This window comes from Nitratireductor indicus C115 (assembly GCF_000300515.1).
Classification (GTDB): Bacteria; Pseudomonadota; Alphaproteobacteria; order Rhizobiales; family Rhizobiaceae; genus Nitratireductor; species Nitratireductor indicus.
On sequence record NZ_AMSI01000012.1, the window covers coordinates 70,793 to 88,999 of the forward strand.

Genomic DNA, 18,207 nt, shown 5'->3' on the forward strand with positions numbered 1-18,207 from the left:
ACATGCCGCCAGCCGCCGAAATCCAGCAGCAGCTTGCCGGCGTATGGCACATGATGATGGGACGAAAAGACGGGCTGAAAATGCTCGATCTTTCCGCGGATGGTTTCTGGAATTCCTTTTTCGCGATTGCGGTCGCCTTGCCGGCCCTTGCCATTGGCTGGGTCATGGCTGCCAACGATATGGTTCTTGAAGGCGCCTTTGCCTCGCGCCCGGTTTTGCTCGTCCAGTTCATCCTGACCGATCTCGGTGCCTGGGTTTTGCCCTATGGGCTGTTGGCGCTTGCCATGCGTCCTGCCGGGATCGCCGACCGTTTCGTGCACTATGTGGTCGCAAGCAATTGGGCGCAGGCCCTGTTCTCCTGGCTGATGCTGCCAGCGCTGTTGATACGCCTTCTCCTGCCTGATGCGGAAGAACTGGCGAACGGCATCACATTCTTCCTCTTTCTGCTGACGCTCGTGCTCGCATGGCGCCTCACCAACATCGCGATAGGCAAGGGCGCTGCCGTTGCGACCGCCGTTTTCGTGTCGATGTTCATCGCGTCCATTGGCGTGTTGGTCGCCTTCGAGGCGATCTGGAGCTCGTCACGTTTTTAGTGCATTTTGCAGTCAGCTGGAATCACCTGACGTCTGCATAAATGCAGAAAAACAAAGAGATAGATCGGTTCAGAGCTCCCGTGAAACGGTGAACCGATCTAGGAGTGCTTACGGTCGGAAGAATTGATGAAGTGATCCAGCGCAGGGATCAGTAATCGACCTTGATGAGATAGAGGCCGTAGGGAGGGGCCACCGGGCCGCAGGCTTTACGATCGCGAGCTTCAAGTGCCCTCGTGACGTCATCGGCATCCCATCCGCCTTCGCCCACCCGCTTCAGCGTACCCACAAGGGAACGCACCTGGTTGTGCAGGAAGGAGCGGGCGGATGCACGCACCTCCACAAATTCGCCGTCGCGGCTCACGTCGAGCCTGTCCAGTGTCTTGATCGGGCTTTTGGCCTGGCACTGGGCGGCGCGGAACGTGGTGAAGTCATGAGTGCCGAGAAGTCTTTTGGCCGCCTCGTGCATTGCCGCGTGGTCGAGTGGCGCACTGACATGCCAGGCCTGGCCAAATCCGACGGTCAGCGGCGGGCGCCGGTTATGAATGCGGTAGAGATAGTGCCTTGCCTTGGCGGAAAACCGCGAATTGAAGTCGTCCGGCACTTCCTGTGCGGCAAGGATCGCGATGCGTTCGTCTTCCTTGACGAGCAGCGCGTTGATCGCGTTCTGGACGGTGTGGTCAGGCCATTCGCGGGAGAGATCGAAATGCGCGACCTGTCCCGTGGCGTGAACGCCCGTGTCGGTGCGGCCCGCGCCAAACAACGTCACCGTCTCACCGGAAAATCCGGCAATGGCCGTCTCGATGGCTTCCTGCACGCTGTGCTGGCCGGCCTGCCGCTGCCAGCCGAAATAGGGCCTGCCGTCATATTCAATGTCGATGCGAAAGCGTGGCATGGCTACCGCCCGCCAGAACGTTTTGAGGCTGGATGCTTTCCCTGCACTGCGCGTGAAGGCGCAAAATCGAGAGAAGGTGCCATCGTCTGAGCCTTCACGGGGGTGCTCAAGGTTCCGGAGGAGGGCGTTTTCATGAGAGCCTGGTCCCGCGTTCAAGCTTGGCGCCGCGCAGGAAATCGCGCGCTTCCATCGGTTTGCCGCCCGCCCGCTGCAACTGGGTGAGCCGCACCGCTCCGCTATCGCACGCGATTGCCAGCGCGTCATCGAGCACCGTGCCGGCTTCCCCTGACATGTCTTTCTGCAAGGTCGAGCGCAGCAGCTTCACCCGTTCGTCCTTGTCGCCAAAGGGCATCTCGCACCATGCGCCGGGAAATGGGGCGAGCCCGCGGATATGGTTGTGAACGGTTTCGGCCGTCTGCGCCCAGTCAACCCGCGTCTCGTCCTTCAGGATTTTCTTCGCATAGGTCGCGCCGTCTTCGCCCTGCGCAGTCAGGGAAAGCGCACCGGCTTCAAGCGCGGCCATGGCGCGAACCATGAGGCCCGCACCCATTTCCTTCATCGCGTCATGCAGTTCGCCTGCCGTCATGTCAGGGCCGATGGCGCATTTTTCCGTCATGGCGACAGGTCCGGTGTCGAGCCCCTCGTCCATCTTCATCACCATCATGCCGGTTTCCCGGTCGCCTGCCATGATGGCGCGCTGAATGGGCGCCGCACCGCGCCACCGCGGGAGGAGGGAGGCGTGGGCGTTGAAAGCACCGCGCCGCGTTCCTTCCAGAATGGCTTTGGGCAGGAGAAGGCCGTAGGCCACGACGATGGCTGCATCGGCGTGAAGATCGGCAAAGGCTTTCTGTTCGTCTTCGCCTTTGAGCGATTTTGGCGTGCGCACCTCGATCCCCAGCGCTTCGGCAGCCTGATGCACGGGGGATTTCGTGAGCTCCAGCCCGCGCCGTCCGGCAGGGCGTGGCGGCTGCGAATAGACGGCAGCGATCTCATGGCCGGCTGCCGACAGCGCCTGAAGCGTCGGAACCGAAAAATCGGGCGTTCCCATGAAGATGAGGCGAAGGGACATAGGCTTTCCCGCCGGATATAGGGGGCTGCTCGGCGGCAGGTCCCTGTTGGGCTCAGCCGACCATGCGCGCGGGCGGACGGTTGTTGGCCAGTTTCCTGAACTTGCGCACCACCATGTCACGCTTCAGCTTCGACAGATAGTCGATGAACAACACGCCGTTGAGATGGTCGATTTCATGCTGCAGGCAGGTCGCCAGAAGTCCGTCGGCCTCCACCGTCTGCATTTTTCCCTCGATGTCCATGTAATTGACCGTCACACGTGCAGGGCGTTCGACATCGGCATAATAATCGGGAATCGACAGGCAGCCTTCCTCGTGGACGTTGCGCGCATCCGAGCGCGCCACAATCTCGGGATTGAGCACCACCAGCGGTGCCGGTTCCTCGTCCTTGTCCGAAACGTCGACAACGAGCATGCGCAACGGCTCGCCCACCTGAATGGCGGCGAGGCCGATCCCCGGCGCGTCATACATCGTGTCGAGCATGTCGTCGGCGAATTTGCGCAAAGCCTCATCCACGCGTTCCACCGGCTTTGAGGTTTCACGCAGGATCGGGTCGGGAAGAAGAACAAGCGGTTTGATCGTCATGCCCGTCAGGTAATCCCTGGGCCGGGGAACGTCAATACGCAAGGCGTGTTCACGTTTTGGTCTTATGCCGGTATAGCGAATCGCCTAAAGTGCGCGCATGAACCAGATTTCCGACATCCTTTCTGCCCCCGTGGCGCAACTTGGCGCGAGCACCTTCACTCTTGGTCAGTTTCTGCTGGCGGGCGGTTTTTTATTCGCCGTGCTTTTTTGTGTTTTGGTGGTGGCGCTGTGGCGTTCGGCGCGCGCCCGTGCGGTGGCCGCAGCCGAGGCTGCCGATCATGCGCGTGACGCTGAGGCGCGGATGGTCGAGCTCACTCGCGCCCAGGCGGAGCTGCAGGGCCGTATGGGCTCGATTGCCGAAGTTTTCGGCGCACGCCAGGCGGAGTTGACGAAGGCCATCTCCGACCGGCTCGACGGCATGACCAACCGCCTTGGCCAGTCGATCACCGAGCAGACCAAGTCCACGCACGAAAACCTCGCCCGGCTCCAGGAGAGGCTGGCGGTGATCGATACGGCTCAGAACAACATCCAGTCGCTTGCGGGGCAGGTTGTCCAGCTGCAGCAGATCCTGTCCAACAAGCAGACGCGCGGGGCCTTCGGCCAGTCCCGCATGGAGGCGATCATTGCCGATGGCCTGCCGCACAACGCCTATGAGTTCCAGGCAACGCTTTCCAATGGAAGCCGGCCTGACTGCCTCGTGAAGATGCCCAACGACGCGCCTTCGCTGGTCATCGACGCCAAGTTTCCCCTTGAGGCCTGGAATGCGATCCGCGCTGCCTCCGAGGGAGAAGGTGCTGCGCCCGAGGCGCGCAAGGCTGCCGAAAGCGCCTTTCGCCGCGACGTGGAAGTGCATATTCGCGCCATTGCCGACAAATATCTGCTGACCGGCGAGACCCAGGACACGGCGTTCATGTTCGTGCCCTCGGAATCGATCTTCGCCGAAATCCACGAGAATTTCGAAACGCTCGTCCAGCGCGCGCATCGTTCGCGCGTCGTCATCGTTTCGCCATCGCTTCTGATGCTGTCGATCCAGGTCATCCAGGCGGTGCTCAAGGATGCGCGCATGCGCGAGCAGGCCCATCTGATCCAGGCGGAGGTGGTGCGGCTGATGGAAGACGTGACCCGCCTCGACGATCGTGTGCGCAAATTGCAGACTCACTTCATGCAGGCCAACAAGGATATCGACCTTATCCTGACCTCCACCGACAAGGTGACGAAGCGGGGCGCCAGGATCGAGGCATTGGAACTGGGAGCGGAGGCGGCAGGAAAAGCGGCGGATGGCGAGCGCCGTTCGCTCTCCGGCAAGGAGCCGTCTGAAACTGGTTCGGACGGCGGGCCGGGCAGCGGCCAGCTTCGCCTGCGCGTCGTTGACGAATAGCGGCTTCCGGTTTTCGCCTGCACAAGGCTGGATGGGCAGGCTGCAACGCGAAATTCGCCCGTTTCTTCTCTCGCCGGTGGAATTATTCCCGCAAGGCGCGAATTTCGCCGAAGCTTAACTTGGCGAACCGTTCCTGTGCCTGCTATTCGGAAAGCGGCAACACAGGGAGGTCTTCCAGAAATGTTTGGTTCAGCCACAAAATTCGGGCTCGCGCTCGTCCTCGCGGCCGGCACGGCCATGACTGTCGCGCAGGCGGAAACTCGCGTCACCTATAAATCCGCCAAGGCCGGTTCATCCTACTACCAGATGGGCGTTGAGATCGCCGAAGCCCTCAAGAAGGGCACGAATGGCGAGATCATCGCCACCATCGAGGAGAGCCAGGGCTCGGTCCAGAACGTCATGGAAGTGCGCGCCCGCGGCGGCGATTATGTTTTTACCACGCCGCCGGCGCTGGCCGAAGCCGCACGCAATGGCAAGGGTGCTTTCGAAGGGAAGGGCGATCCGAAATTCGCCGAGATCCGGGCATTGTTCCCGATCCCCTCGCTGACCATGCACTTTGTCATGGCGAAATCCTCCGGCGTTGAGGATTTCGCCGACATGGAAGGCAAGACGGTGCTGCTTGGCAAGGGCACTTTCGGCGCCACCGAAGGCGAAAAATATCTGACCCTGTTCGGCCTTGAAGGCAAGGTCAAGCTGGCTGACGCGGAGCTCTCCAACGCGGTTGCCGCGCTCAAGAATGGCCAGATCGACGGCTTCGTGACGTCGGGCTCCTGGCCGGCACCCAATGTGGTCGAGGCTGCGGCAAGCCTGCCGGTCAACATCCTTTCGCTGACGCCCGATCAGGTCGCCGAGACCAAGCGCGCTTCCATCAATATTCCCGCCGGCACCTATGCGGGGCAGGAGAGCGACATCCTCACCACCTCGCTGCCGGTCGTGGCCTACACCACGACTGCGATGGACGAGGAGACCGCCTATCAGCTTACCAAGACCTTCTGGGAGCAGAAGGCCGCGATGAGCGATAGCGCGCCCTGGTGGAAGGGTGTCGACAAGGCGTTGATGGTCAATATCACCGGCAAGCTGCACCCCGGTGCGGTCCGCTATTACAAGGAAGCGGGCTTCGAGCTGACCGAAGGCCAGATGTGAGGGCGCCGGGGCGCGGCGTGAGCTGCGCCCCGTCCCGTTTGCCCGTCCTCTTCCATCGTCGTTGATCCTGTCATGTCCAAACGCATCTTCCTTGCAGCCCTCGCCGGGGTGCTGGTGGCTTTCCATCTGTCGCTGATCTTTTCCGGTCTCGTGCCGAACCTCGTCAGCAGGCCCTTGCATATGGCGTTGATCCTGCCATGGCTTCTGGTGTTCGTGCCGGCCAGCGGCTTTTTGCGGTGGTCCGGGTTGCTTTTGGCGGGAGCCGGCATTGCGGCGAGCCTGTGGGTCGCGGTGAACCAGCAGAGCCTGGGCGATCAGTACGGTTTCCTCGAAGGCCCCTGGCAGATTGCGATCGCTGCCACGCTGCTGATCGTGGTTCTGGAAACGGCCCGGCGGGCTATCGGCTGGGCCTTGCCGACGGTGGCGGCTCTTTCTCTGCTCTATGGGCTCTTCGGTCAGTATATTCCCGGCGAGTTCGGCCACGCAGGAACGCCGCTGGCGAGCTTCCTCGGCACGCTCACCATTGCCGAAGGCGGTATATGGGGCAGCCTGACGGGTGTCTCCGTCGGCACGGTGGCCATCTTTGTCATCTTCGGCGCTGTGTTGAACGCAGGCGAGGCCGGTCAGGGCTTCATGAATGTCGCGGCCGCTGCGGCTGGTCGCCTGAAAGGCGGTGCGGGCAAGGTTTCGGTCATTTCCTCGGCGTTGTTCGGCTCCATTTCCGGGTCCGCTTCCGCCAATGTCGCCTCCACCGGCGCGATCACTATCCCGGCCATGGTGGGCCTTGGATATCCTAAGCGGCTTGCAGGCGCCATCGAGGCGGTGGCGTCCTCGGGTGGGCAGATCATGCCGCCTCTCATGGGGGCTGGCGCATTCGTGATGGTCGAACTCACCAGTACGCCCTACACGAGCATCATGGCAGCGGCCATCCAGCCCGCCATCCTCTATTTTCTGGCCGTCTGGGTCGGCATCAACGCCTTCACCACGCGCTATGCGCTGAAGGGCCTGCCTGAAGAGCAGAAGCCGGCGCTGCGCGATGTGGCGGTCACCTCCGCATTCTTCCTTGTGCCCTTTTCCATTCTGCTGTGGGGCATGTTCATGGTGGGATATACGCCGCAATACGCAGCCGTGTTCGCCATCCTCGCCGGCGCGCTTCTGCTGCTGGTCGACGGGCGGTTGCGCTTTCGCCCCGGTGAGGTGATCCTGCGCCTGGAAAGCGCGCTTCTTACGGCAGCTCGCCAGGTCTCCATGATCGCCGCGATCATCCTGTGTGCCTCCATCATCATCGGCATCCTGTCGATCACCGGCCTTGGCGTGAAGATCACTTCGCTCATTCTGTCGGGTGCGGGCGGGATGCTGTGGCCCTCGCTGTTCCTGACGGCGCTCGCCTGCCTGATTCTCGGCATGGAGGTGCCGACCACGGCGGCCTATGTCATCTGTGTGTCGGTGGCAGGCCCCGCGCTCACGCAGCTGGGCCTTGCGCCATTGCAGGCGCATCTCTTCGTGTTCTGGTTCGCGCTTCTGTCCACCATCACGCCGCCTGTCTGCGGCGCGGTGTTCATCGCCGCCGGAATGGTGCGCGAGGATTGGCTCAAGGTTGCCTTCACCGCCATGGCGCTCGGTGTCGGCCTCTATCTGATCCCGCTCGCCATGATCGCCAACCCGGCGCTGCTCATGACGGCGGAAGAGCCGGTAGCGGCGATCCTTGCCGCCGCCAAGGTTGCGGTAGGGCTTTCCTGCGTTTCCTACGGGCTCATTGCCGCCTACAGGGCACCGCTGCGCGTTCTGTTGGTCGCAGCCGGTCTCGCTGTCCTCTTCGTGCCGCTCAGCCTGCTGTAGCGTCGAGCCGCGCCGCCAGTTCGGCAACGAGAGCGCTATCCTCGGTCGAACGCTCCTTGAGGGCGGTCACGAGGCAGGCCTGGGAACGCAGGATGACCCCGTCCTCGAGCACCTTCAAGTGATTGGCGTGCAGCGTCGAGCCGGTCGAGGTGATGTCGACGATGATGTCCGCCGATCCCGCTGCCGGCGCGCCTTCGGTGGCTCCCAGGCTCTCGACGATGCGATAGACCTGGATACCGTGCTTCTGCGAGAAGAACTGCTGGGTCAGCCGCCAGTATTTGGTGGCGATCCTCAGGCGGCGCCCGTGGCGGTGGCGGAAATCAGCCGCCACATCGTCGAGATCGGCCATCGTGGCGACGTCGAACCAGACTTCCGGAACGGCGACGACCACATCGGCGCGGCCGAAACCGAGGCGGGCGGAAATCTCCACCTTGCTGTCCCAGTCGGGAATGGTCTCGCGCACCAGATCCTCGCCGGTGACGCCCATATCCACGGTGCCGCGTTCGAGCTCGCGGGCAATTTCCGAAGCGGACAGGAAGGCGATCTCGATACCCGAAAGCCCTTCCAGCGTGGCGCGGTAACGCCGGTCGTTCTCGGGCAGGCGAACGGGAAACCCGGCTTTGGAAAGCTTTCCGAGCGCGTCTTCCTTGAGGCGGCCCTTGGAGGGCAGGGCAAGGGTAATGCTCATCGGCCGGCCTCCCGGAGTTTGGCGACGCGGTCGAGCCAGATCGAAAAGCCGACGCCGGGAATGGGTTTTCCCGCCCCAAGCAGGGTGAGCAGCCGGTCATACCGCCCGCCGCCGGCAAGCGCCTGTTTGCCCGCTTCGCCGGTGATCTCGAAGATGAAGCCCGTATAGTAATCGAGCGGCCGGCCGAAGCCCGCATCATAGGTGAGTGTGTCGAGGGGCAGGCCCTGTTCGACGATGCGCTGCGCGCGCGCGTCGAAGGCTTCAAGCGCTTCATCGAGGATGAGGCTGTTTTCGGCGGCAAAGCCGGCAAGCACGGCGCTTGCCTGCGCGAACGGAACCTTGAGGCCCACAAAGCGCTTCAGTGCGGCCATGGCTTCGGCGCTCAGCCGCACGCTGCGCAATTCGGCCTTTTCAATGAGCCTGCGCGCAATCTCCTGAGGGTTGCGACCCGCGGAAGGCGAAAGGCCGGTTTCCTCCATGAAGGCTGCCACATGTTCGGAAAGCGCGGTTTCGTCGCCGCGCGTCACCAGACCGGCCACCTCGCGCGGCAAGCCGGGCGATGCATGTGGATTGGCCAGATCGTCGATCGCGGCCTGAAGGAGCTTTTGTGAGCCGAAGGCCCGTGTCAGGCGCTTCTGCCAGCCGCGCGGCAGGCCAAGCGCGGCGAGCACGGCTTCGAACATTCCCTGATCGCCGAGCGTGGCGATCAACGGACGATCAGGCAGAACACGCGAAAGGAGCGCGTGCGCATCGGCGAGCGAACGGGCATCCGCGCTTGCGCTGTCCGTCTCGCCCAGGTCCTCGATGCCCGCCTGGAAGAACTCGGCTCCGCCTGCGCGTTGCTGGCGGAAGACCTCGCCCAGATAGGCATAGCGCTGTGGCGTCGCGGCGCGCTTCTCGATGTGATCGAGGCAGACGGGAATGGTGAATTCCGGGCGCAGGCAAAGTGCTGCGCCCGTCTCGCTCTCGGTCAGGAAGATGCGCCGGCGCAGGTCCTCGCCGGCCATGTCCAGAAACGGGTCCGCCGGCTGGATGATGGCGATATCCGTCAGCGCGGCGTTTCGTTCGGCAAAAAGCGCGACGATCTCGTCGGCGAAATCGGGAATGCGCGAGGTCATCGCGGTTCCCCCGATGCTGAAATGGCGGGTATCATTGCGCGGCGCCCTCGCGCTCCGCTTTTTGCTCGGCAAGCACCTTGCGCACGGCGTCCACAAGGGCATCTTCCTTGACGGTGAACTGCGCAACGCGCGCCTCGCGCCATTCCTCGTTGCTCTCGATCTCCTCGGAGAGCCTCTTGCCTTCGATGAGGTCCTTGATCTGCACCTCGCCATTGGCGCGTTCGTCGGCGCCCTGGATGATGGCGACGGGACTGCCGCGCCGGTCGGCATATTTGAGCTGATTGCCGAATTTCTTCCAGTTGCCCTGATACATCTCGGCGCGGATACCGGCCTGCCGCAGTGCCTGCGTGAACTGCTGGTATTTGGCCATCGCTTCCGTGTCGCCGTCCATCACGGTCACGAGCACCGGCGGCAGCACCGTGTCGCGACCGAGCTTGCCGAGGTTCTTGAGCGCCGTCGCCAGCCGCGACACGCCGATGGAAAAGCCCGTCGCCGGCACCGGCTGACCGCGAAAGCGAGAGACGAGCCCGTCATAGCGCCCGCCGCCGCCGACGGAGCCGAAGCGCACGATCTCGCCCTTTTCGTTGGGAATCTCGGCCAGAAGCTCCGCCTCGAAGACGGGACCGGTATAGTATTCGAGGCCGCGGACCACGGAGGGGTCGATCTTGATGCGCGCCGTGTCATATCCGGCAGCGCGGCAGAGATTGTCGATTTCCGAAAGCTCCGAAGCGCCCGCCTTGAAGGTTTCGTTGTCGAGCGATCCGGCATCACCGGCAATGTAGTCGAGCACGATCTGCGCGTTCGCCTCGCTAAGCCCAGCGCCCTTCGTGAAGTCGCCTTCGCCTTCCTTGCCGCCGTCCCAGCGTCCTGCACCGAGCAGCAGCTTCACGCCCTCGGGGCCGAACTTGTCCAGCTTGTCGATGGCGCGCAGCACGGTGAGCTTCTGCGCATCGTCGGAAACGCCGATGGCCTCCATCACGCCGTCGAGCACCTTTCGGTTGTTGACGCGGATCACATAGTCGCCGCGCGCAATGCCGAGCGCTTCCATCACATCGGCCATCATCATGCACATCTCTGCGTCGGCGGCCACGCCCGGCGCGCCCACCGTGTCGGCGTCGAACTGCATGAACTGGCGGAAGCGGCCCGGTCCCGGCTTCTCGTTGCGGAAAACATAACCTGCCCGGTAGGTCCGGTAGGGAAGCTGGATCTCGTTGAAATTCTCCGCCACGTGGCGGGCGAGCGGTGCCGTAAGATCGTAGCGCAGCGAAAGCCACTGCTCGTCGTCGTCCTGCAGCGAGAACACGCCTTCATTGGGCCGGTCCTGGTCCGGCAGGAATTTGCCGAGCGCATCCGTATACTCGAAGATCGGCGTCTCAACCGGGTCGAAACCGTAGCGTTCATAGACTTCGCGGATACGCGCACACATCTCGTCCACGGCCCGGATATCGTCCGCATGGCGGTCGACAAAGCCGCGCGGGAGCCTCGCTCTGGTCTTGCCAGCCTTGTTCGCCATATCGAAAATCCGTCTGTAGACAAAAGAAAACCGCGCCCGGGAAGGGGCGCGGCTGTCCTAGCCGATCATGGCCGAAGCGGCAAGTGCGGGTCAGCCCACGATGCGCAGGTTGGAAAGCTCGTCGCCGATCTCCTTGAATTTCTGATCGAGATCGCCGCCCGTGGCGTTCCAGAAAAGCTTTACCGGCTTGCCGTCGCCGTCGCGGCGGCTGCGCGAGTCCGAAGCGCATTCCTTCAGCGCGTCGATCTGCTTTTTCTCCGTCTGGTCGCTCGACTTCAGATCGAGGGCGACCGTCATAACGATGATGTTTTTCGCCTTCGCGTTCTCGCATATCGCGCTCATATGCTGGGTCATGGCGGTGGAGAAATTGTCGTTGGAGAAATCGGTCTTGTTGATGCTGCTTGTGCCGTCGAAGATGCGGCTGTCGCCGCTCCGGTTCTTGGCATAGCCATAATTGGAATAGATCGATTTCGCGCCGGCGAGATCGTTGCCGCCATAGCGATAGTTCGAGCCGGAATAGTCCTGGGCCACGACGCTTGTCGGCGTGTAATAGGTGTTGGCGCCGTCCGTCAGGACGATGACCACCTTGTCATTGCCCTTTTCCGTGTCGGCGCGGGCTTCCGTGAACGGTGCGCTGCCCGAGACGACGCGCCACCCCCAGGCGATGCCTTCCGTCACATTGGTGGCGCCGCTTGCCTCCATCGCATCGATGGCGTCGTAGACCGAATTGAGGCCGGTTGTGGTGCCCACATCCTTGAGCGTGGTGATCGCCTTGGTCGTGCAGCCCGCATTGGGACCCTCAAGATTGCCGGTCGCGCTGGTTTCCGATGGCGTGAAATATTTCGGCATGAAGGCCTGCCGCGTCGCCGAGCTGGTGCTGCTCGTCAGGTCCGCCCACCAGTTGTTGTTCGCCGGCCGGCCGGAAGAATCCGTGCGATCCGTCTCGTCGGGCGCGAACATCGGCACGAAATAGGTTTCCGGCTTCGCTGACGATGGCGCCTCGTTGTTCAGATTGTACGGGTAGGGGCGCATTTCGACGCAACCCGCCCAGTCGGGCATCTTGGTGTAGCTCCAGCTTTTGCAGTTGCCATACCAGTCCCGCTTCGTGCACTCCTTGCGTTGCAGGCCGGCATAAAGCGTGAAGCGGGTAACCTTCTGGTTTTCCTCCGAACCCCAGCCGCTGCCACGCTTGTAGTAGACGCCGCCGCTCTGTTCCACACGCTTGTTGGAATCCGTCGAACCCATCGAACTCCAGTCGAAATTCTCGTGGTGAATGGGCGAACGGCCATCCGTATCCATCCAGCTTGCGGTGGCGTTCTGCGTTCCCACATTCACCGCCCCGGCAAACGGCACAACGCCGAACTGCACCGGCTTTGAAACCTGCTTCATTTGCGCGCCTTCGGCGGCGATGGTCTTCACCAGTTCCTTTGCGGCTTTCTTCAGGATGGAGAGGCGTTTTTCCGTGGAGCCTGTGCCGACATAGTCCATCGAGCCGGAATTATCGAGAACGAGCGCCACTTCCAGCGTGTTCTGCATGCGGATTTCCGATTGGGCGCGGAAATCGATGTTGATGTCCTCCGCAGGTCCGTCACGCATCAGCGCCTTGAAGGCTGGAAAGAAGATCGGCTGATAGGTGAGGTCCGCCGTAAGCAGCAGCGTTCCCCCGCCCGAACTGTTGTTATTGGGCAGGACCACATGGAGTATCGCGTTTTCCGGCTTCACGCTCTTCAGATTCGTGCGGAAGAAGCTCTCGGCATATTGCAGCGTGTCGGAATCCGTAGCCCCGGATGAAAGAAAACGCGCCGTGGCGAGCCCCGCCGCATCGAGCGCATTCTGTGTCTGCTGCTTTTGCCGCGACATCTGCGTGTAGTCGACCGCCAGCGCCACAGCGCCCAACATCGGCGCCATGAGCAGGCCCGTCATCATTGCGAAATTGCCGCGGCGATCGCGTAGGAAAGACATCAACATGTGTGCCACCTGAAATCCAAGACACTCAGCCCCAAACTGAATGTTCGAGGCCCAATCTCGGAGAAACTGCTTAATCGGGTGTAACCGCCGGCTGGTCATTGTTGGGCTTGGTTCCCGCAAGGTTAAGCCGGTTCTTAGAATGCGCGGCAAAGTGGCGAAGGGCACAAAAGCGGGTGACAGTTCGCCCCCCTTCCGATAATCCCCCGCCATGCTATTACTCCGCCCGAGCCTTCACGCCCGAAACGATGCACTCTCCCAAGTCTGAATCCTGATGTCCGAAGCTCCGAAGATGATCGATACGCTGGATGACCTTGCCGGCGATTACGCAGTGCTCCTGTGCGATGTGTGGGGCGTGATCCACAATGGCGTGGCCGCCTTCGAGCCTGCCTGTGCTGCGCTCGCGCGTGCCCGCGCGGCGGGAAAGGCCGTGGTTCTGATCACCAATTCGCCGCGCCCGCGTCAGGGTGTGGAAGAACAGCTCGATCTTCTGAGTGTGCCGCGCGAAGCCTGGGACAGGGTGGTGACCTCGGGCGATGTGACGCGCGACCTGATCCGCTCGGGCCCACGCCGTATCTTCCATATCGGACCCGAGCGCGACGAAGCCCTTTACGACGGGCTTGACGTGGAACTGGTGGAGGATTTCGAGGCATCGGGTGTCGTCTGTACCGGTCTGTTCGACGACGAGACCGAGACGCCTGAAGATTATGCCGAGCTTCTTCAGCGTTTGCGTATGCGCGATCTTCCGTTCATCTGCGCCAATCCGGATATCATGGTCGAGCGTGGCGACAAGCATATATGGTGTGCGGGCGCGCTGGCGCGCGATTATGGACTATTGGGCGGCCGGACCCTGATCGCCGGCAAGCCGCATCGCCCCATCTACGATGCGGCCTTTCGTGTTGCAGGTGCCTTTCTTGGCCGCGATGTCGCGCATGGGGAAGCGCTCGCCATCGGTGATGGCATCCTGACCGACGTCAAGGGTGCGGACAATTATGGCCTCGACGTTCTCTATGTGTCGGGCGGTATCCATGCGCGCGAATACGGTCCGCTCGAACGGCCCGATGCCGCGCTTCTCGCCGCTTTCCTGGAAAAGCACGGGCATATGCCCGTCGCCGCCATCACGCGTCTGAAATAGGGTGAGGCCCGTGCCGTCTGCGATCCAGCGCATCGAAGGTTCCGCAAACCTGCCCGCCCCGCTCCGTGGGGGCGTGGTTGCGATTGGAAATTTCGACGGCGTCCATCGCGGACATCAGGCTGTTCTGGAACCCGCCCTCAATATCGCCCGGCAACAAGGCGTTCCCGCACTCGTTCTTACCTTCGAGCCGCATCCCAGAAGCGTTTTCCGCCCTGAACAGGCGATGTTCCGCCTGACGCCTGCGCCCATGAAGGCGCGCCTGCTTGGCGCGCTCGGCTTCGATGCCGTGGTGGAGCAGGAATTCACCCGAGAATTTTCCGGCCTGTCGCCCGACGACTTCATTCGCTCCGTCCTGATGGAGGGGCTCGGCATTTCCCATGTGGTCACCGGCTTTGATTTCCACTACGGCAAGAACCGGGGCGGCACGCCGCAGACACTGGCCGAGGCGGGGCGGAACATGGGCTTCGGTGTCACCACGGTCGAAGCCTTCTCGGACGAAGGCGGGGCCGTCATTTCCTCAAGTCGTATCCGTGAGCTTCTGTCGGGCGGTGAGGTTGCGGAGGCGGCCGGCCTGCTTGGCTATCGCTACACGGTCGAGGCCGAGGTGACGGGAGGCAAGAAGCTTGGCCGCACGCTGGGCTTTCCCACCGCCAATATGGCGCTAGTCCCCGAGGCGGCGCTGCGGCATGGCATTTATGCCGTCCGCTTCCGCCGCGCCGATGGCACGCTTCACGACGGCGTGGCGAGTTTCGGTCGCAGGCCCACAGTGGACGAGGACGGTGCGCCGCTTCTGGAAACCTTCCTGTTCGATTTTTCGGGTGACCTTTATGGCGAGACCTGTGCGGTCTCACTGTTCGGTTTCCTGCGCGGAGAGATCAAGTTCGATGGTCTGGACGCTCTGGTCGCGCAGATGAAGCGCGACGAGGAAGAGGCCCGCGCGCTCCTTTCGGGCGTGCGTCCGCTGTCCGCGCTCGATCTGGAAACCGCCTTCGACGGGCTGGTCGCTTGACGGGCTTTTGATGCCGCGCGGTCAGGCCGCGCCAATCGCCTCTTTATTCTTGGGCAAGCCTCGGCTAAAAGCGCTTCCCATGATGATGAGCGCCGGTTTCTACCCGATAGCCATACGAATTATTGGCCCGGCCTTCCTTGCTGCCTGAGCGCGGCGGAAGGTCCGGGTATTTCAGCGCGTTCCTTGCGCGCCCTCCGCTTCAAGATACTGGCATCGGCGAAGCCCGTTTGCGCTTCGCTTCTTCCACGGCGAGACAATGACCGATACGTCCGAAAAGATCGACTATTCCAAGACCCTTTATCTGCCGCAGACCGACTTCCCCATGCGCGCAGGCCTGCCCCAGAAGGAGCCCGAGATGGTGGCCCGCTGGCAGGAAATGGATATTTACCGCCTGATGCGCGAGGACGCAGCCGGCCGGCCGAAATTCGTCCTGCATGACGGCCCGCCCTATGCCAATGGCAACATTCATATCGGCCATGCGCTGAACAAGGTTCTGAAGGACGTCATCACCCGTTCCTTCCAGATGCGCGGCTATGATTCAAACTATGTGCCGGGCTGGGACTGCCACGGCCTGCCCATCGAATGGAAGATCGAGGAGCAGTATCGCGCCAAGGGCAAGAACAAGGACGAGGTTCCCGTCAACGAGTTCAGGCAGGAATGCCGCGAGTTTGCCGCGCACTGGATCAAGGTGCAGACAGGCGAGTTCCAGCGTCTTGGCATCGAGGGCGATTTCAAGAATCCCTACACGACGATGAATTTCCACGCCGAGGCACGGATCGCCGGCGAACTTTTGAAATTCGCCATGTCCGGCCAGCTCTACCGGGGTTCCAAGCCGGTCATGTGGTCGGTCGTCGAGCGCACGGCGCTGGCCGAGGCCGAGGTCGAATACCACGACCATGAGAGCGACACCGTCTGGGTGAAATTCCCGGTGGCAAGTAACGCCCCGCAGCTCGATGGTGCCTTCGTTGTCATCTGGACGACCACGCCCTGGACACTGCCTGGCAACCGCGCCATCTCGTTCTCGCCGCGCATTTCCTACGGCCTCTACGAGGTGACGGCAGCAGAGAATGATTTTGGCCCGCAGGCGGGCGAGAAACTGATCTTCGCCGACGCGCTCGCCGAGGAGTCTTTCGCCAAGGCGAAGCTGCAATACAAGCGTCTGCGCGATGTCTCTGGCGATGAGCTCGGTGCGGCGGTCTGCGCCCATCCTCTGAAGGGTGTCGGCGGCGGTTATCAGTTCGCTGTTCCGCTCATCGCGGGCGATCACGTCACCGATGATGCCGGCACCGGTTTCGTGCACACCGCGCCCGGTCATGGGCGCGAGGATTTCGAGGCCTGGATGGACGCGCGTGCCGAGCTCGAGGCGCGCGGCATCGACAGTGCCATCCCCTTCACGGTCGACGATGCGGGCTACTACACCAAGGACGCGCCGGGCTTCGGTCCCGACCGCGAGGGCGGTCCCGCGCGTGTCATCGATGACAAGGGCAAGAAGGGCGATGCGAACGATGCCGTCATCAAGGCGCTGATCGCTGCGGACACGCTTTTTGCACGCGGCCGGCTCAAGCACTCCTATCCGCATTCCTGGCGCTCCAAGAAGCCGATCATCTTCCGCAACACGCCGCAGTGGTTCGTTTACATGGACAAGGAGCTGGGCGACGGTTCCACGCTGCGCACCCGCGCGCTGAAGGCCATCGACGAGACGCGTTTCGTGCCGACCGCCGGTCAGACGCGCCTGCGCGCCATGATCGAGGACCGGCCCGACTGGGTGCTTTCGCGCCAGCGCGCCTGGGGCGTGCCGATCTGCGTTTTTGCCGATGAGGATGGCAATGTCCTCAAGGACGATGCGGTGAACCAGCGCATCATCGATGCTTTCGAGGCCGAGGGCGCCGATGCCTGGTTTGCCGAGGGCGCGCGCGAGCGCTTCCTGGGTAACCGCGCCGGCGAAGGCTGGAAGCAGGTGATGGACATTCTGGACGTGTGGTTCGATTCCGGCTCCACACATACCTTCACGCTGGAGGACCGCCCCGACCTCAAATGGCCGGCGGATGTCTATCTCGAAGGCTCCGACCAGCATCGAGGCTGGTTCCACTCCTCGCTGCTGGAATCCTGCGGTACCCGTGGGCGCGCGCCCTACAATGCCGTCATCACCCATGGCTTCACCATGGATGAGGAAGGCCGCAAGATGTCGAAATCGCTCGGCAACACGGTTGTTCCGCAGGATGTGATGGCCAAGTCCGGCGCCGATATCCTGCGCCTGTGGGTCATGACCACCGATTACTGGGAAGACCAGCGCCTCGGCCAGAACATCATCCAGACCAACATCGATGCCTATCGCAAGCTGCGCAACACCACGCGCTGGATGCTCGGCACCCTGGCCCATGACGAGGGAGACACTGTCCCGCTTGCCGATATGCCGGAGCTGGAAAGGCTGATGCTGCATCGCCTTGCCGAGCTTGATGAGGTGGTGCGCCGCGGCTACGACAATTTCGACTTCAAGCGCATTACGCGCTCGCTGCTGGATTTCATGGTGGTCGAGCTTTCGGCCTTCTATTTCGACGTGCGCAAGGATGCGCTCTATTGCGACGCGCCTTCCAGCCTTCGCCGCAAGGCATCGCTGCAGGTGGTCCGCCAGCTGTTCGATTGCCTCGTGACGTGGCTCGCGCCGATGCTTCCCTTCACCACGGAAGAAGCCTGGCTTGAGCGTTATCCGCAGCAGAAATCGGTGCATCTTGCCCAGTTTCCGGAAATTCCGGCCGAGTGGCGCGATCAGGCGCTGGCGGAGAAGTGGCGCAAGATCCGTCTGGTTCGCCGCGTGGTCACTGGCGCGCTGGAAATCGAGCGCAAGGAAAAGACCATCGGCTCCTCGCTTGAGGCCGCCCCTGTCGTTTATGTGAGCGATGAAGCGCTGAAGGCGGCGATTGCCGATGCGGACATGGCCGAAATCTGCATCACGAGCGGTATCGACATTCGCGGAGATGCCGCGCCGGAAGGCGCCTTCGCACTCGATGACGTGCCGGGCGTGGGAGTGGTGTTTGCACGCGCTTCCGGTACGAAGTGCGCGCGCTCCTGGCGCTACACCGGCGATGTCGGCAGCGACACGGAATTTCCGGACGTGTCGGCGCGTGATGCGGCGGCCTTGCACGAATTGCAGGCGCTCGGACGTCTTTAGACGGCATAAGCGGGGCGCGGTGATTGCGTCCCGCTTTTGGCTTCGCTACAACTTCCGCCGGTCGGGGAGATGCCACGTTGTCGCCGGATTTTTGGGCGACACGGCAGGCAAGG

14 protein-coding genes are annotated in these 18,207 nt (G+C 62.5%); 7 read left to right on the forward strand and 7 right to left on the reverse strand.

Features of this window, described 5'->3' with window-relative positions:
- The first annotated feature begins 2 nt into the window (after positions 1-2).
- On the forward strand, positions 3-593 hold the full coding sequence (locus NA8A_RS16925; RefSeq protein WP_009451583.1) for a hypothetical protein: 591 nt from the start codon (positions 3-5) through the stop codon (positions 591-593).
- 148 nt (positions 594-741) lie between these two features.
- On the opposite strand, the gene truA is transcribed toward NA8A_RS16925, so the two are convergent.
- The 3 genes from truA to def form a co-directional block, all read right to left on the reverse strand.
- A complete protein-coding gene (gene truA / locus NA8A_RS16930; protein ID WP_009451584.1) occupies positions 742-1,485 on the reverse strand; it encodes a tRNA pseudouridine(38-40) synthase TruA in 744 nt (247 codons plus the stop codon).
- Between the two features lie 130 nt (positions 1,486-1,615).
- Positions 1,616-2,554, reverse strand: a complete 939-nt coding sequence (gene fmt / locus NA8A_RS16935; protein WP_009451585.1) for a methionyl-tRNA formyltransferase — start codon at positions 2,552-2,554, stop codon at positions 1,616-1,618.
- Between the two features lie 52 nt (positions 2,555-2,606).
- Positions 2,607-3,137 (reverse strand): peptide deformylase, encoded by a 531-nt coding sequence (def, locus tag NA8A_RS16940; RefSeq protein ID WP_009451587.1) that lies wholly within the window; start codon positions 3,135-3,137, stop codon positions 2,607-2,609.
- Positions 3,138-3,234: 97 nt separating this feature from the next.
- On the opposite strand from def, the gene NA8A_RS16945 reads away from it, so the two are divergent.
- From NA8A_RS16945 to NA8A_RS16955, 3 genes are all read left to right on the forward strand, one after another.
- Complete coding sequence (locus NA8A_RS16945) at positions 3,235-4,515, forward strand: DNA recombination protein RmuC (protein ID WP_009451588.1); 1,281 nt, start codon at positions 3,235-3,237, stop codon at positions 4,513-4,515.
- 180 nt (positions 4,516-4,695) lie between these two features.
- Positions 4,696-5,658, forward strand: a complete 963-nt coding sequence (locus NA8A_RS16950) for a TAXI family TRAP transporter solute-binding subunit (protein WP_009451589.1) — start codon at positions 4,696-4,698, stop codon at positions 5,656-5,658.
- A 72-nt stretch (positions 5,659-5,730) separates the two neighbouring features.
- Positions 5,731-7,497: a TRAP transporter permease gene (locus NA8A_RS16955; RefSeq protein ID WP_009451590.1), complete on the forward strand. Its 1,767-nt coding sequence runs from the start codon at positions 5,731-5,733 to the stop codon at positions 7,495-7,497.
- Here NA8A_RS16955 and hisG read toward each other — a convergent pair.
- The 4 genes from hisG to NA8A_RS16975 all read right to left on the reverse strand — a co-directional run bounded on the left by hisG (position 7,484) and on the right by NA8A_RS16975 (position 12,784).
- Entirely contained in the window at positions 7,484-8,185 is a 702-nt protein-coding gene (gene hisG / locus NA8A_RS16960) for an ATP phosphoribosyltransferase (protein WP_009451591.1), read from the reverse strand. The genes NA8A_RS16955 and hisG overlap by 14 nt on opposite strands.
- On the reverse strand, positions 8,182-9,303 hold the full coding sequence (locus NA8A_RS16965) for an ATP phosphoribosyltransferase regulatory subunit (protein WP_009451592.1): 1,122 nt from the start codon (positions 9,301-9,303) through the stop codon (positions 8,182-8,184). The genes hisG and NA8A_RS16965 overlap by 4 nt, the downstream gene beginning before the upstream one ends.
- Positions 9,304-9,334: 31 nt before the next feature.
- Entirely contained in the window at positions 9,335-10,816 is a 1,482-nt protein-coding gene (hisS, locus tag NA8A_RS16970; RefSeq protein WP_009451593.1) for a histidine--tRNA ligase, read from the reverse strand.
- A 90-nt stretch (positions 10,817-10,906) separates the two neighbouring features.
- On the reverse strand, positions 10,907-12,784 hold the full coding sequence (locus NA8A_RS16975) for a TadE/TadG family type IV pilus assembly protein (RefSeq protein WP_009451594.1): 1,878 nt from the start codon (positions 12,782-12,784) through the stop codon (positions 10,907-10,909).
- 271 nt (positions 12,785-13,055) lie between these two features.
- On the opposite strand from NA8A_RS16975, the gene NA8A_RS16980 reads away from it, so the two are divergent.
- The 3 genes from NA8A_RS16980 (at position 13,056) to ileS (ending at position 18,094) form a co-directional block, all read left to right on the forward strand.
- The gene (locus tag NA8A_RS16980) at positions 13,056-13,916 is read left to right on the forward strand and encodes a TIGR01459 family HAD-type hydrolase (RefSeq protein ID WP_009451595.1); all 861 of its coding nucleotides are present in this window, start codon (positions 13,056-13,058) and stop codon (positions 13,914-13,916) included.
- Positions 13,917-13,926: 10 nt separating this feature from the next.
- The gene (locus NA8A_RS16985; protein WP_009451596.1) at positions 13,927-14,925 is read left to right on the forward strand and encodes a bifunctional riboflavin kinase/FAD synthetase; all 999 of its coding nucleotides are present in this window, start codon (positions 13,927-13,929) and stop codon (positions 14,923-14,925) included.
- Between the two features lie 256 nt (positions 14,926-15,181).
- The gene (gene ileS, locus NA8A_RS16990) at positions 15,182-18,094 is read left to right on the forward strand and encodes an isoleucine--tRNA ligase (RefSeq protein WP_009451597.1); all 2,913 of its coding nucleotides are present in this window, start codon (positions 15,182-15,184) and stop codon (positions 18,092-18,094) included.
- Positions 18,095-18,207 lie beyond the last annotated feature (113 nt).

Bases quoted from the DNA above. Each gene is read 5' to 3' on its own strand.
- NA8A_RS16950 (WP_009451589.1), top strand. From the start codon at position 4,696: ATGTTTGGTTCAGCCACAAAATTCGGGCTCGCGCTCGTCCTCGCGGCC.
- truA (WP_009451584.1), bottom strand. From the start codon at position 1,485: ATGCCACGCTTTCGCATCGACATTGAATATGACGGCAGGCCCTATTTC.
- NA8A_RS16955 (WP_009451590.1), top strand. From the start codon at position 5,731: ATGTCCAAACGCATCTTCCTTGCAGCCCTCGCCGGGGTGCTGGTGGCT.
- fmt (WP_009451585.1), bottom strand. From the start codon at position 2,554: ATGTCCCTTCGCCTCATCTTCATGGGAACGCCCGATTTTTCGGTTCCG.
- NA8A_RS16975 (WP_009451594.1), bottom strand. From the start codon at position 12,784: ATGTTGATGTCTTTCCTACGCGATCGCCGCGGCAATTTCGCAATGATG.
- hisS (WP_009451593.1), bottom strand. From the start codon at position 10,816: ATGGCGAACAAGGCTGGCAAGACCAGAGCGAGGCTCCCGCGCGGCTTT.
- def (WP_009451587.1), bottom strand. From the start codon at position 3,137: ATGACGATCAAACCGCTTGTTCTTCTTCCCGACCCGATCCTGCGTGAA.
- NA8A_RS16965 (WP_009451592.1), bottom strand. From the start codon at position 9,303: ATGACCTCGCGCATTCCCGATTTCGCCGACGAGATCGTCGCGCTTTTT.
- ileS (WP_009451597.1), top strand. From the start codon at position 15,182: ATGACCGATACGTCCGAAAAGATCGACTATTCCAAGACCCTTTATCTG.
- NA8A_RS16980 (WP_009451595.1), top strand. From the start codon at position 13,056: ATGTCCGAAGCTCCGAAGATGATCGATACGCTGGATGACCTTGCCGGC.
- hisG (WP_009451591.1), bottom strand. From the start codon at position 8,185: ATGAGCATTACCCTTGCCCTGCCCTCCAAGGGCCGCCTCAAGGAAGAC.
- NA8A_RS16945 (WP_009451588.1), top strand. From the start codon at position 3,235: ATGAACCAGATTTCCGACATCCTTTCTGCCCCCGTGGCGCAACTTGGC.
- NA8A_RS16925 (WP_009451583.1), top strand. From the start codon at position 3: ATGCCGCCAGCCGCCGAAATCCAGCAGCAGCTTGCCGGCGTATGGCAC.